The sequence below is a fragment of the Helicobacter aurati genome (assembly GCF_003364265.1).
Taxonomy (GTDB): domain Bacteria; phylum Campylobacterota; class Campylobacteria; order Campylobacterales; family Helicobacteraceae; genus Helicobacter_A; species Helicobacter_A aurati.
The window spans coordinates 42,634-57,104 of the sequence record NZ_NXLW01000013.1 but is presented as its reverse complement, the minus strand read 5'-3'; the positions used below and the strand labels follow the sequence as shown (position 1 = coordinate 57,104).

At 35.9% G+C, this 14,471-nt stretch carries 14 protein-coding genes; 6 read left to right on the top strand and 8 right to left on the bottom strand.

Features of this window, described 5'->3' with window-relative positions:
- On the top strand, positions 1 to 523 hold a 523-nt coding region (locus CQA66_RS06980; RefSeq protein ID WP_267892931.1), incomplete at its 5' end, for a formyltransferase family protein.
- Between the two features lie 12 nt (positions 524 to 535).
- On the opposite strand, the gene ilvC is transcribed toward CQA66_RS06980, so the two are convergent.
- Positions 536 to 1,561, bottom strand: coding sequence for a ketol-acid reductoisomerase (gene ilvC / locus CQA66_RS06975; protein WP_104762248.1), 1,026 nt, complete (start codon positions 1,559 to 1,561; stop codon positions 536 to 538).
- Positions 1,562 to 1,625: 64 nt separating this feature from the next.
- Here ilvC and CQA66_RS06970 point away from each other — a divergent pair, with 64 nt between their 5' ends.
- Positions 1,626 to 4,391 carry a phosphoenolpyruvate carboxylase gene (locus tag CQA66_RS06970; RefSeq protein WP_104762247.1) on the top strand — a complete coding sequence of 922 codons (2,766 nt, stop codon included), beginning with the start codon at positions 1,626 to 1,628 and terminating at the stop codon, positions 4,389 to 4,391.
- A gap of 47 nt (positions 4,392 to 4,438) precedes the next feature.
- Here the strand turns inward: CQA66_RS06970 and CQA66_RS06965 are convergent, their stop codons facing one another.
- Both CQA66_RS06965 and CQA66_RS06960 read right to left on the bottom strand, forming a co-directional pair.
- Positions 4,439 to 5,275, bottom strand: a complete 837-nt coding sequence (locus CQA66_RS06965) for a carbon-nitrogen hydrolase (RefSeq protein WP_104762257.1) — start codon at positions 5,273 to 5,275, stop codon at positions 4,439 to 4,441.
- Between the two features lie 139 nt (positions 5,276 to 5,414).
- Positions 5,415 to 5,594, bottom strand: coding sequence for a hypothetical protein (locus CQA66_RS06960; RefSeq protein ID WP_104762246.1), 180 nt, complete (start codon positions 5,592 to 5,594; stop codon positions 5,415 to 5,417).
- A 161-nt stretch (positions 5,595 to 5,755) separates the two neighbouring features.
- On the opposite strand from CQA66_RS06960, the gene CQA66_RS06955 reads away from it, so the two are divergent.
- Positions 5,756 to 6,235: an HP1233 family protein gene (locus CQA66_RS06955; protein WP_104762256.1), complete on the top strand. Its 480-nt coding sequence runs from the start codon at positions 5,756 to 5,758 to the stop codon at positions 6,233 to 6,235.
- Positions 6,236 to 6,293: 58 nt separating this feature from the next.
- Here the strand turns inward: CQA66_RS06955 and CQA66_RS06950 are convergent, their stop codons facing one another.
- Positions 6,294 to 6,941: an META domain-containing protein gene (locus tag CQA66_RS06950; RefSeq protein WP_104762245.1), complete on the bottom strand. Its 648-nt coding sequence runs from the start codon at positions 6,939 to 6,941 to the stop codon at positions 6,294 to 6,296.
- Positions 6,942 to 6,960: 19 nt separating this feature from the next.
- Positions 6,961 to 8,658 carry an ATP-binding protein gene (locus CQA66_RS06945; RefSeq protein ID WP_233707647.1) on the bottom strand — a complete coding sequence of 566 codons (1,698 nt, stop codon included), beginning with the start codon at positions 8,656 to 8,658 and terminating at the stop codon, positions 6,961 to 6,963.
- A 140-nt stretch (positions 8,659 to 8,798) separates the two neighbouring features.
- Between CQA66_RS06945 and panB the strand changes: the two genes are divergently transcribed.
- Positions 8,799 to 9,596 (top strand): 3-methyl-2-oxobutanoate hydroxymethyltransferase, encoded by a 798-nt coding sequence (gene panB / locus CQA66_RS06940; RefSeq protein ID WP_104762243.1) that lies wholly within the window; start codon positions 8,799 to 8,801, stop codon positions 9,594 to 9,596.
- A 52-nt stretch (positions 9,597 to 9,648) separates the two neighbouring features.
- On the opposite strand, the gene CQA66_RS06935 is transcribed toward panB, so the two are convergent.
- A complete protein-coding gene (locus CQA66_RS06935; protein ID WP_104762242.1) occupies positions 9,649 to 10,260 on the bottom strand; it encodes a hypothetical protein in 612 nt (203 codons plus the stop codon).
- Between the two features lie 85 nt (positions 10,261 to 10,345).
- Positions 10,346 to 11,074 carry an amino acid ABC transporter permease gene (locus CQA66_RS06930; protein ID WP_411698423.1) on the bottom strand — a complete coding sequence of 243 codons (729 nt, stop codon included), beginning with the start codon at positions 11,072 to 11,074 and terminating at the stop codon, positions 10,346 to 10,348.
- Positions 11,075 to 11,311: 237 nt separating this feature from the next.
- On the opposite strand from CQA66_RS06930, the gene rsmG reads away from it, so the two are divergent.
- Together rsmG and CQA66_RS06920 are read left to right on the top strand one after the other, a co-directional pair.
- Positions 11,312 to 11,905 carry a 16S rRNA (guanine(527)-N(7))-methyltransferase RsmG gene (gene rsmG / locus CQA66_RS06925; protein ID WP_104762241.1) on the top strand — a complete coding sequence of 198 codons (594 nt, stop codon included), beginning with the start codon at positions 11,312 to 11,314 and terminating at the stop codon, positions 11,903 to 11,905.
- Between the two features lie 59 nt (positions 11,906 to 11,964).
- Positions 11,965 to 12,855, top strand: coding sequence for a DNA-methyltransferase (locus CQA66_RS06920; protein WP_104762240.1), 891 nt, complete (start codon positions 11,965 to 11,967; stop codon positions 12,853 to 12,855).
- A gap of 196 nt (positions 12,856 to 13,051) precedes the next feature.
- Here the strand turns inward: CQA66_RS06920 and CQA66_RS06915 are convergent, their stop codons facing one another.
- Positions 13,052 to 14,467 (bottom strand): sugar transporter, encoded by a 1,416-nt coding sequence (locus CQA66_RS06915; protein WP_233707646.1) that lies wholly within the window; start codon positions 14,465 to 14,467, stop codon positions 13,052 to 13,054.
- Positions 14,468 to 14,471: the final 4 nt, after the last annotated feature.

The following is a 14,471-nucleotide window of genomic DNA, read 5'->3' as shown; positions in this document are numbered from 1 at the left end:
TAAACCCCTAGCGCAAGCTTTGCAAGACAATGGCTTTTTTCTTACAAAAACGTCCAAAAAAGATTCAAAAGATTCAAACACTAAAGATTCTATAACTCCAAAAAACACACATATTACAACAAACGCTCCGTTTGAATCTCTCTCATATAGCTCTAAAAAGCTCCAAATCATAGGAGTGATTAGCGATAAGAAAAATGCCTATGTGCTCACTCGTGCAAAACAATTACAGATTCCCACCTTTCTTATTGAATCAGATGGTAAAACAAGAGAAGAATTTGAAGATTTGCTTTATAAACAATTACATAGCATACAAACTAGCATTGGATTACAATATCTGCTTTTAGCTGGCTTCATGCGCATTCTTAGCCCTTCTTTCTTTGCCAAACCTCTTGATTTTCAGATAATTAATATTCGAATCTCTTTAAGAGTTGCTGTCTTGCCTATTGGGAATTTCTATACCAAAAAGCAGAAGATTCCGATTTTGCAGGCTTTGCTGCTAAGACAAGGCACCCCCTTATCCTAGCTTTAGCAGAATCTAGTTTTTATCCTTATCCACCAGTTTATTTGCCCCAATCCAAGGCATCATCGCGCGCAATCTTTCGCCGACTCTCTCAATTTTATGATTTGCCAGATTCTTTCTCTCCGCATTCATTCTTGCATAACCCGCCTTGCGCTCTAGGATAAAGTCCTTGGCAAATCGCCCTTCTTGAATATCGTTTAGAATCTGTTTCATCGCCTTTTTTGATTCAGCATTGATAACGCGCGGACCGCTTACCATATCGCCATATTCCGCTGTATTAGAAATAGAATAGCGCATATTTGCAAGCCCGCCTTCATAAATCAAATCCACAATCAATTTGAGCTCATGCAGGCATTCAAAATATGCCATTTCCTCAGGATAGCCCGCTTCGGTTAGCGTTTCAAAGCCCGCTTTGACAAGGCTCGTTACGCCACCACAAAGCACGGCTTGCTCGCCGAATAAATCTGTCTCGGTTTCGTCTTTAAAGGTAGTTTCGATAATGCCGCTACGCCCGCCGCCAATGGCACTTGCATAGCTTAAGGCAATCGCCTTTGCATCGCCTTTGCTTGTGTCTTGCCCCACAGCAATCAAATCGGGGATTCCGCCTCCTTTGACAAATTCGCTTCTTACTGTATGTCCCGGTGCTTTAGGGGCAACCATAATCACGCCCACACCTTTAGGGGCTTTGATTTGCCCAAAGTGGATATTAAAGCCATGCCCAAAGGCGATGATTTTATCCTCTTTGAGATAGGGCGCGATATCGCGTTCAAAAATATCAGCCTGCAATTCATCGGGGATAAGTATCATCACCACATCGGCAACTTTTGTCGCTTCGCTTACCTCAAGAACCTTGAATTGTTTTGCTTCAGCTTTTGCCCAACTTTTGCCATTTTTATAAAGCCCAATCACCACATCAACGCCGCTATCGCGCAAGTTTTCTGCATGTGCATGTCCTTGGCTGCCAAAGCCAATAATGGCTACTTTTTTCTTCTGAATCAACCCCAAATCACAATCTTTATCGTAATATACTTGTAATGCCATTTATATTCCTTATTTAAAATGCTAAAATATACTTAATGATAGCATAATTAAGAAAAGGTGGACAATGCAAGAGGAATTATCAAAATATACAATTTTAAGAGATATTTTGTTGGAAGTTATTGAGGAAAATGAACCAAAAGTTAAAGAAGTTTTTTTGTTGCTTTTCCAATCATTGCATGAGAAAGACGTAGATTTAGCAAAGCTTAAATCATTATTTGATGAAATTAGTGAGAGCGAGCATCTTATGGGTATTATTAAGGCATGTTCTTTGCATAATATCATTTTAAATATTTATGACGAGCAGGAACAAGCGCAGATTGCAAGTGTTTCTAGGAGTATTGCAGAAGCGTATCAAAGCTTGGAATCCGAAGGATTCGATAGAGTAGATTGCGATAAGGTTTTGGAATCTATTCGATTCTATCCTGTTTTTACTGCACATCCTACCGAATCTCGACGTAGAACATTTCTTGAGGCTCATCAAGAAATCACAAGAGAATTAGAGAAGATTGAACATTTTTTCTATACGCAATCTAATGTAGTACCAAATAAAGATAGGGAGATGCAACAAAGTCGTCATAATATTAAATACCGCTTACATTTGCTCTGGAATAGTCATTTGGTTCGCAGTGAAAAACTAGAGGTAATTTTTGAGCTTGATAATTTGCTTTTTATTGTAGAAAATAGTATTTTGCCTAGTGCCTTACGCGTGCTTAATCAAGTGTCTAATCGATTAAATAAACCTTTGAAAATTTCTCCGATTAAATTGGGAAGTTGGATAGGTGGTGATAGAGATGGGAATCCTTTTGTAACTAATGAAATGATGACGCGTGTTATGAAGATGCAGCATGAACTCATTATTACTACTTATATTAAGGAAATCAATAAACTCATACGTGAACTTTCTCTTTCAGTAGATTTCTGTATGCCAAGTAAAGAATTGCAAAAATCATTGCAAAAAGAAAAAGCATATCTTAATCAAACTTCATTGAAATTACATGAGAGAGAGCCGTTTCGCGCGAAGCTTAATCTCATTAAATTAAAGTTACAAAACCATTTATTAAAGGTTAATTCAGTCAATGATATTGATTTCACTTATCGCAGTCCTAAGGAGCTTTTAGAAGATATTGATATGCTGATTGCCTCGCTCGATAATCTTTCGTCGACAAGATTAAAAAGTTTACGTAATCTAGTTTTGCTTGGAGGATTCCATTTAATGCAGCTTGATTTTCGCGAACATAGAGATATGTATTTAAGCGCGGTTTCTGAAGTGCTATGTCTATTAGGATATACGGATAGTGACTTTTTGCACAGACATGAATCCAAGAAAATCGAGATTCTCAATAAGGTGCTAAGTGAATCCCCGATTAATCTTAATGGAATCTTATGGGATGTTAGTCCGCAAACTCGACACACTCTTAATGCGTTTTTGCGAGTTTTATGGGCGAAAGAAGCGATTAGTAAAGATGTGCTGAAGAGTTTTATTGTTTCTATGACAACAACGGCTAGTGATTTGCTAGCTGTTTTATATCTTGCTTATTGCAGTGGATTATGGCAGAGAGGCAAGATAAAGATGCTTGATAGTGGCGAAACTATAATGAAAGAGGGGAAATCGGGTATTTTTATTACGCCGCTTTTTGAGACTATTGATGACTTGGAAAATGCAGAAGAAATTTTAGAAACACTCACCAAAAATGAACATTATAGACAATATTTACGAGATTCGGGCAATGCACAACAGATTATGATTGGTTATTCAGATTCGAGCAAAGACGGCGGGATTTTCACTTCTAATTACTCACTTTATAAAGCTATTTCTAATCTTGTCAAATTAGAATCTAGATTGGGAATACATTTTATGCTCTTCCATGGCAAAGGAGGTAGCATTAGTCGAGGAGGAGGGCAGCTTGAAAACGCTCTTTTAGCGTTTCCAACAGGGAGCATAGGCACAACGCTTAAAACAACGGAGCAAGGAGAGATTATCTCTTCTCGTTACCTAAATCCGCGAATTGCCATTAGAAGTTTCGCCCTTACTTTAGCTAGCTTACTAAAAAAAGCTACTCATGATAATTTCTGCGTAAAAGATTCAAAAGATTCAAAAGAGTTAGATATTGAGAAGTCAAAGCAATTTTATTGTCAAACAGATCCTTATTTACCGAGATTAGAGGAGCTTTCACGAATTTCTTATCGAGCTTATCGTAATCTTGTCTATGAAACTCCTAATTTTGTGGAATACTTTAAACATGCTACGCCGATAGAGTTTATACAGAATCTTAATTTAGGTTCGCGCCCAAGCAAGCGCAAAGATACACAGCGTGTGGAAGATTTACGTGCTATTCCTTGGGTTTTTGCTTGGACGCAAAATCGTTCCATTATTCCTGCATGGTATGGTTTGGGTAGCGCACTCAGTGGTTTAGCTAACAAGGAATTGTTGCAGGAATGTTATAGCAGATCGATTTTCTTTAAAACCACGATTGATACTATTGCGCAGGGGTTTATCAAAGTAGATATGGAAATTGCAGAATGTTATAACGGTTTTGTGAGTGAATTGGGGTTAAGAAAAAGTGTGTGGAATAAGGTTTGTGATGAACATCAAAAAACGCTTGAATGGTTGCTAATTGTTAGAAATGAAAATTATTTATTAGAAACAAATCCTAACCTACGTGAAAGAATTTTAGCACGTATGACTAATATTAAGGCTTTGAGTTTATTGCAAATTGAATTGATTAAAAAATATAAAAGTGCTCAATATAATGACTTGCGCAATCGGCTTATGGAGCAAATACATGGTACAATTATTGGTATTGCACAAGGCATTCGCAATACAGGATGATAATTTGCCTGTTAAAAGCCCCTGCTAGCAGCCTATGAAAACGTATGCTAATATCCATAAATCTTGAGTATATCGTGATAATGCTCTATTCGTCTATCTCGGAAAAAAGGCCAAATATCACGAACTGCTTTCGTCCTCTCCAAATCAATGTTAGCGTAGAGAATCTCTTCTTTTTGGTTAGCTTGAGCTAATATTTCGCCTTGCGCACCACATACGAAGCTATTACCAAAGAAATATATTCCTTGTTGTTTGTTGCAATGTGCTTTATTGTATGATAAATTAGGTTCAAATCCTACACGATTGATGCTTGCCACAGGAATACCATTTGCTATAGCATGCCCTCTTTGAATGATTTGCCAAGCTTCTAGTTGCCTTTGCTGCTCTTCTTTGCTATCCGCGTCAATCCAACCAATTGCAGTGGGGTAAATTAGTATATCAGCCCCGTGCATCGCCATGATTCTCGCCGCTTCAGGGAACCATTGATCCCAACAAATAAGCACCCCTAATTTGCCGACACTCGTAGCAATTGGCTTAAACCCAGAATCACCTGGAGTAAAATAAAATTTCTCATAGAATTGTGGGTCGTCTGGAATGTGCATTTTGCGATATTTACCGGCGATGCTACCGTCTTTTTCAAAAACTACGACAGTATTGTGATAAATCCCTTGCGTTCGTTGTTCAAATAGCGAGGTAACTATAACAACACTGCACTCATTGGCGACTTCAGAAAAGAAGCAAACATTCTCCTCAAAACTCGCAGCGAAAGCAAAGTATTTTGTTTCTTCGCTTTGACAGAAATATTGTGTAGTATGCAATTCTTGCAACAAAACTAAATCTGCTTGCTTACTTGCTTCTTGAATATGTTTTTTTGTTTTTTTACGCATTTCTTCCATGTTGTATCTGTGATAAGATTCTAAGATTTCCGCCGAATCGTTATGTGATTCATGCCGAGAATCTTGTTTATGAAAGATAAATTGCTCTTGAATCAACGCAAGATTCAAATATTTACTCCTTGAGGGCATTTTACTCTCCATCATAGTCTTTGTCTGGACTTTCATAGTCATCATCATCATATTGACTTGAATATCCCGTGTCAGAATCTATTTCGTATTCATCAGTTACATAATCCTCTTCATTAGAATCTTTGTCATCATAAGAAAAATCGTCGTTAAATATTTCGTAGTCTTCTATGTCTTTTGGCATATTATCTCCTTTTACGTTATACGTTCAGAGTTTAATTATAACTTGTTAATACTGACAATACACGAATCAACTTTCATTTTTGCTGCAAAAAGTTAGGAATTATTTTTGCTTGATTCTGAAATATATTTTATAAATAAGGTTAGGATTTTTATATGGTTGATATGCAGTCTTCGTTGTTAGGGGGTAACTTAGGACTTTATAATACCCAAACACACTATATTAAAAAAGGTGTCGCAGTACAAAATAATAATGCCGCAAAAGCAAGCGAGGAGTTGCAGTCAGATTCTCATTCTGAAAGACAAACTTATGGACTTGTTATTTTGGAGCTCATGAGTGAACAAGAATATCAGGCATGGCTTCGTGCAACGGCAGGCATGAGCGAATCTGAAAAAATGCTAGCTGTACAAAAACTTTATCCGTTAGCTGATATTGAAAAATTACGTTCCAAGAAATTAGCACTCGGAGAAGATAAGCTTGTACAACAAGAGAGCATTAAGAGAGAAAATAAGGAGACGCAACCTTTTGTTATTAATGCCAATAAGCTGAATGGTATGAAGATTTTTAATGCGAATTCTGATTTTGTGCAACGTTATAAAAACGCTCTTCAAAATCTTACGGCAGATGTTGCTGTAAGTGGCTAGATGGCAAATAGTAGATAAAGTAGATAAATAAGCAGTATGATAGTGCGATTAATAAAGACTATCTTAAGTAGATTCTTATGTGTCCATTATTTAGCACATACCCCTTACGGTTACGTAACTTTGTAATTGTATAGATTCCATCAAGGTTGCGCACAAAGGCATTTTGGAAATCGGAGACTTCTTTGGGATAACAAAGCTTTCTTGTACTAGCACCACCAGATACTACTATCTTTGTAGAATCTTGCCAAAAGAACTTTGCAGTATAATTGTTGCAGCCTATTTTACCGTATAAAATATCTTGTGTTTTATCAAGATTGAAAGTTGATTTAAGAGTAATTTTTGCTAATTCATTCAAGGGCGTGGCTGCAATATCTTCAAGGCTTTCGTCTTGATTGTTGCGAAGCTTGAGTTGTTCAAAAGCCGTGTTAATATCATTTTGGTTGTTTTGCATGGCTTTCCCGTGAGGATTGAGGAGGAAGTTATTATCCAAAAGAGTATTTTGTTTATTGCCATGGAAGAGTTGATTTTTGGCTTGATTTGCTAGTTCTTGAGGACTAAGTAAGACGTGATTATCGACTTCCAATTTGACAATTTCATAATTGCTTTTATCAAAAACGCTTTTGGTTGCAAAGAAAAAACAGCCTGCGATCATAATGTTTACCACAATAGAAGTTATAATAAAAGATATAGAGGTTTGATTTTGCATTATTGCCTTTCATATTTCATTATGATAATAGAAATCCTAGTTTTTTGTTTGTTCCAAATTCTCCGCTTTGTTCTTTCTGTATTTCTTCATAAAAATCATTATAAGAAAAGATAGATTCTTTTTGTATAGCGACTTTATAGCAAGTATTCTCTACAATAATTTTAATTTGTCCGCCGCTTAAATCAAAATCGGAGAGTTGCTTAGACAGTGTATGGATATTTTCGGTAAACTCTGCATTTTTAGGAAAATGAAGCTCCCATATTTTTGCTCTTTGCTCTTTGTTTGGTCTTTGAAAACAAATCTTATAATGGAATCTTCTTGAAAAGGCAGAATCCAAACTGTCTACTAGATTGGTAGTCGCAATAAGAATACCTTTGAATTTCTCAATTTGTTCCAAAAAAATATTTTGCATTTGGTGATACATGCGACTAGTACTGCTGCCGAAATCACTTCTCGAGGTAAGTAGCTGATCTGCTTCATCGAGAAGTAAAATCGGTTTATCTTTTATCCTTTCTGTAATTTGTTTGTATTCGTCAAAGATTTTGCGGACGTTTTTTTCACTTTCTCCGACATACATAGAAAGAATCTTAGAACAATCAAGACTAAGAATTTGCTGTTTTAAGTCCTTGGCTAAGGCATAAGCACTACTTGTTTTACCTGTTCCACTATCCCCATATAAAAGAATTTTAGAATCTATATTGTCATGTTCTTTGATACCCCATAATTTTAGCTTTTTGTGAATCGTGGGGTTAAGATGTTGCAATAAAATTTTGAATCTCTCTGTAAGATTCTTATCTAGCACCATAAATTCTAGCCCCTTTTTTGGTTCGATATAATCAAAAATTTCACTTTTCTCTACTTCTTCTGCCAATGTTACTTTATGGTTACTTTTCTCGAAAACTAGCGCGTTAAAAATATTATGCGGAATGAATACTTCTTGTTCCATAAAAGAAAAATCGCTAAAAGATTCTGAAAAAGCAATAAGCCCTTGTTTGACTAATTTTGCTTTGCTTGAAAGAAGCTGTTGGATGGTTATTTTTTCTTCTTCAGAATTTCCTAACAAGATAATTTCTTTGATTGTGAGCCCGTAAGAGCCGTTATATTGTGCTTGCGCGAGCAATAGAAAAATAAGTTTCTCATATTTATTGAAATGATGCTTTTCAAAGCATTGTAATATTTTTAATTTTTTCCTATTTTTTGCCAAATTTTTATCGATGATGCTTTCAAGTTTGCCAAGATAATTGTTGCAAGCTTTTGAAAGGTAATGATTGAAGTTAAGAGACGGCGTTTTGTTGCATTGTAAAATACATTCTAGTCTGTTCCACTCATCTTGTAAATATTCCAAAGCATTTTGGTAGTGTTTTGCCTTAATATGACTACGTAAAATCTGCCCATCTTCCAACAAACATAAAAGTGCTGGGCTAAGTGATATGTTTGCGTTACGTAATTCCAATGTGCTTTCAATAGAATCGATATTTCGAATCCAGCCAAGTTCAATAAGATGTCTGATTTCCTTTAGATAGGGCAGTATTTCTAATCCTCTTACTGAATAAAGATTCTCTAAAAATGTTGCAATTTCTATTACACTTTCTCCTTTGAAAAAACAATAAACCATTTCGCGTAGTAAAGTTGCCTCATGCTTGGAGCAGTTTAGGAGAGAGAATAAATTTGTATTCTCGATATTTTCATTTGCAAAGAAATTAATAAGAAATTCCACTTGTATCTCCTAAATGAAATATTTTTATTGTATCGTTTTTCTCTTTCAGTTGTACCAATAACATTGATGAGTTTTGTCAAAGTGCTCATAATATTTTGTGATAGAATCCTCTATCATCGTCTATTGTTTAAGGAGATTGAATGCAGGCAAGAAAAAAAATTACGATTAATGATATAAAGGCTAAAAAAGGGAAAGAAAAAATTGTTGCAATTACCGCTTATGATGCTCTTATGTCGGCGATTTTTGATGAAGAGGTTGATATTATTTTAGTGGGCGATAGCTTAAAAATGAGCTTTGGCGGTGAAAGTGAAACACTTGGAGCAACTATGGAAGAGATGCTTTACCATGCTAAAGCAGTGTGCAAAGGTGCAAGTAGAGCGTTTATTATTGCTGATATGCCCTTTGGAAGTTATGCAACTAAAGAAATGGCGTTGCAAAATGCCCTAAGATTCTATAAAGAGAGTGCGGTAGATTCTATTAAGGTTGAAGTCGGGTTAGATAAAGTGGATATTGTCAGGGCATTATGCGATGAGGGAATAGCGGTAATGGCGCATATCGGGCTTATGCCGCAATATGCTCGTTTCGAGGGGGGCTTTAAAGTAAAAGGCAAAAATGAATCACAAGCAAAGCTGCTTGTAGATACTGCTTGCGCTATGCAGGAAGCAGGTGCGTTTGGAATCTTGTGTGAGGGTATTCAAGCAAGTGTAGCAGAAAATATCACAAGAGAGCTTGATATTCCTACTATTGGTATAGGTGCCGGATCGTGTTGCGATGGGCAGATTCTAGTATGGAGTGATGTGTTTGGATTTTTTGATAAATTTCAACCTAAATTTGTGCGACGTTATTGTAATGGGAAAGAGATTCTAAAACAGGCAATTAAAGAATACGCAAAAGATGTAAAAGAGGTACGTTTTCCTAACATACAGGAAAGCTATTAGGTTAGATTATAGAGACAATTATTGATAGCAAATATTGTAGTAAATAAGCAAATTAAAATAATGTAAAGACAATATGAATGCTTTTTTCAATCGGTGCAGGTTGTGTTGGGACGTGTTGGGTTGAAACAGGCTGCATTGGGTTAGTAAAAAAACTCCAACGATACATGAAACTTATATTTACAGGGAAAAACTTCGCAAATCCTATACCAACTTCGACATAATACCCACGAATAATATGCAATAAAGAATCTTGACAAATAAAAATACTCCCTGAACCTATTATTGCAGAGACTGGTTGTGGAATATTTTTAAAAATGTTACTTGTACTATAGGGAAAGTGAAACTGGAGTTCCGCACCTACACTATGCCTTTGTAGATAATCCTGTGTAAAGTCGTATTTTATGCGAATACCCATATCAAAGATATGCTCAATTTTATCAAAGAGATTATAAAAACTTGAGAGATAATTCCAACCTATGCTAGCACCTATGCTATAACCAGTTTTGTTTGTCGATGTATTAATGGAAGTTCCTAAATGCAATGAGACGATTTGTAGAGGACCTCCACCTAACATACGCCAATCATAGTTTCCACCATAATTTTGTGCTTTACTTGAAAGAGAACATGCAAGAAAAAAACAAAAACATACTATTTTTCGCAGCACTTCTCATCCATAATTCATATAATTCGTAAGGCGGATCATAACATAAATAAAGATTATTATGAAAAACATTTGTACTTTGTAGCCTTTATTGTAATTTCTTTTCAAGATAATTTCCCAAGTAAGAGAACGGATAGCACAATAAAAAATAAAGAACAAACGTCATTGTATAAATATAAAAAGAAATATGCGTGTCATGTTTGCCCATTGTTTCGATAAGTTGTTGGGAAACCTTGAGAATCTCTACTACGCCGATTAGGGGCAATAGTGATGTAGTCTTGATGATTCTTCCAAAGAGATTAATACTTGAAGGGATAAGCGACTTTATAGCTTGAGGTAGAATGATGAATAATTCAATTTGCATAAGAGTTAATCCTAAGGCTAGTCCAGATTCCCTTTGATGTTTTGGAATAGCGAGGATACTACCACGTACCAAATCCCCCATTTCAGCTATACCCCACATGCTAAAGACGATAATACCACTTAAAGTTGCGCTAATGTGTATGTCAAAGTTACTTGCTATACCATAATAGACGAGGAAGAGCCATGCAATTAAGGGAATAATACGTACGGATTCAACAAAGAATCTACACAATACGCGGACAACAATGCTTTGAGCAATCATTAATCGCCCAAGTATAATACCACCTAAAATAGAAAAAAGAATGCTAACGATAGAGATAGAAAGCAAGGTTATAATGGCTTGCATGATACGTAAAGCTGTAGTATAAGTAAAAATTTCATACATCTCATTTCCTGCTTTGTTCATATAAAGCTTACTAGCAATCGGGGTTTGCAACTCTAGTTTGTCTTGCATATCCTTATGGATATTTAGAAGTCAATAGCTCTTTGCATAGTTTACCTCATTTGACAAAAAAGTAAGATGTTTGACTTTGTTTTGCATTGTGATAACAAGATAATCATTTGTGATTCTTTATTCCAACAATGAAAGAATGGCAATATCATACTAGAATATTGCTCTATTATCAAATATTACTTTTATTTGATAGTTGCTACTACAATACAAGAACTATGCCATCAATAAGGATTAAGTATGTCAAATATCAAGCCAAGTTGCATCTCTACCCTCCTTGACTTTAGCCAGCTTTTGTTACATTGGAATGCAATTCATAATTTGACAGGCGCAACTAATCAACAGGCTATTGAATCACATATTGATGATAGCTTGTATCCAGTGCGGTTTTTGCGTGCTTTTAGCGTCTGTGTTGATATAGGCAGCGGAGCAGGGTTTCCCGCCATTCCTTTAGCTTGTTATTATCCAGATTCTTATTTCTATTTAATTGAACCGCGTAGAAAAAGAGTCGCGTTTTTAGAATATGCCGTTTTATCGCTTGATTTGCGAAATGTGAGAATCATTGCCGACTTCTCTTATAATGTTTCTTCTATTACTGCAGATTTAATCACTTCTCGAGCGGTTTGCAAGAGTGATGTACTGATTGCACAAAGTAAGCATTTACTAGCAGGGCAAGGTAACTATCTCTTATTTAAAGGAAAAGATAGTATTGATGAATGTCGGGATATTATGAATTATAAATTAGACACTTTTCATTATAAACGACGTATTTATGCGTATTTGCAGTCTATTGATAAAAATAGAAGTGGTAGGATCGGGAAAGAACTCTTATAATTTTATAATAGTGAAATACAAATTGCAGAACATTTTTTGGCAATATTAAAGGAAATAAGATGACCAAACATACCAAAACCTCTTCTTTTGGTGTAAGTGCTAGAATTGGACATGATTCTTCAGAGTTCTATCATTCAAAGCTTTATGGTAATTTACAAACAAAAAAAGAAAAAGCACAAAACGAAAATGAAATTTTGCCACAAAATTTAAATACAATTTTTAACCACAGTAGCGAAAATATGCCAGAGCTCCCCGATAATAGTGTGCATTTAATGGTAACCTCGCCTCCTTATAATGTGAGAAAAGATTATGATGATGACTTAAGCCTAGAGGAATATTTACAGCTTTTAAAAAATGTCCTTGCAGAAACCTATAGAGTTTTAGTCAATGGTGGTAGGGCTTGTATTAATATCGCGAATATTGGTAGAAAACCCTATATCCCCCTTACAATGTATATTAATCAAATAATGCTAGAGCTTGGTTTTTTAATGCGAGGTGAAATTATTTGGGATAAAAGCGCAAGCAGTGGAGTTAGCCTTGCTTGGGGGAGCTTTAAGAGCGCTAGTAATCCTGTGCTAAGAGATACACACGAATATATTTTAGTTTTTTCCAAAGGCGATTTTAAACGCGAGAAAAAGAAAAACGATAAACAAGATTCCATTTCCAAAGAAAATTTTATGGAATGGAGCAAGTCTATTTGGCGGTTTCCAGCTGTTAGCGCAAAAAAAATCGGGCATCCAGCCCCTTTTCCGCTGGAATTGCCCAAAAGGCTAATAGAATTTTATAGTTTTGAACAGGATATTATCCTAGACCCTTTTATGGGGAGTGGCACAAGCGCACTTGCTGCTTTGGAGCTCAAAAGAAATTTTATGGGCTATGAAGTTAGCAAGGAATACGTAAAACTTGCAACTTCTTATGTATACTCGAGGCTAACAAATACATTGTTTTAGTAGCGAGGCCGGGATATAAGTAGAAACGTGTTGCTTGGAGAGTTCATCTCTTAGCCACATACCAATTGTATTTTGTTATTGAGATGATTCCAATACGGGGATTTATCGCATGATTTTTGTATTTTAAGATAATAGAAAGGAATACTTACATGCGCTTATGTCATCTATTTACTGAATTGTTGTATCGGGAATCTTTTTATTTATAGGTTGTATTCTTATTTTTGATATGTTTGCTAAAAATAATTTGTTTGATATAGAATCCACACACTAATATGGCGATGACGCCACCGCTATAACCAATATAACGGATATTAAACGATTCACTGATTAGTCCTCCGATTAATGCTCCATTACCTATGCCGACATTATAGATGCCAGAGTAGATTGACATGGCAATAGCCGTAGCCCGCGGCGCGAGGAAGATAACTTGAGATTGAAAGGTAAGGTTAAAGAGCGTCATAGCAAGCCCCCAAAAAAGACAAATAATAAGAGTTAAGTAAACATGTGTTGCCATAATATGCAATAACAAGAGGCTTATACAGATTCCAAACAGAGCCATAGCAACAAAGAAGTTCACCCTTCCTTCATAGTATTTTGTGAAAATAAAGCTTCCCACAATGCCAATTGCTCCGAATGCCACCAATGTAAACGTAATACCTTGTTCGCTGAAATGTGCTATATGGGCTAAAAATGGCTCGATATAGCTATAAGCTGTAAAATGCGCAGTAACCAAAACAGCTGTGATAAGATAAATAGCAGTAAGATTCTTATTTTTGAGAATCTTAGGTAGAGCATTAAGAGAAAGAGAATCTGTGTTAGGTAATTTAGGGAAAATTTGCCAGAGTAAAATTCCAACCAACAAAGCCGTACCCCCGATTGCTAAAAAACTTATTCTCCATCCTAAATGCAGCCCTATCACACGTCCTAACGGTAGTCCTAGAATGATAGCGATTGCACTACCTGTAATAATAAAGCTTAAAGCGAGACTTTGTTTGTTTTTAGGTACGAGTCGTACAGCCATAGGTGAAGCAATTGACCAAAATATCGCGTGGGCGCATGCCACACCAATGCGAGAGAGCATAAGCATGAAATAATTTTGTGAGAGGGCAGAGATAATATGGCTTAATACAAATATGCTAATCACAAGCAACATGAGTCTTTTGAGCTCAACTTTTGAAAGTAGCAGCATTAAAGGCAATGAAACGAGAGCAACGACCCACGCATACATTGTGATGAGCATTCCGACTTTCGCTTCACTCATGGTAAAATCATTAGCTATCAAGCTTAATAATCCAATAGGTACAAATTCAGAGGTGTTAAAAACAAAGACTGCGAAAGATAGAGTAAGTAGCGCGAGGTAAGGTATTTTTGTTGGTTCTTTGCTGTTGTTGAAATGCGATTCTTTGTGATGGTATTTTTTAGAATCTTTCAAAGAAGATTCCGAAGTTTTGCCTTGTGAAGATAGCGTGTGTTGGTTTGACATAGCGGAATGTATTCTCTTTTGAGTGGGATTAGATTCTAGAATCTTAGAATCTTTAGGAAGAAAGTCTTGCGTTCTTTCTTGTGCATTAAATTCTGTAACATTATATTTTTGTTGGTAATGAATATTCATTGAT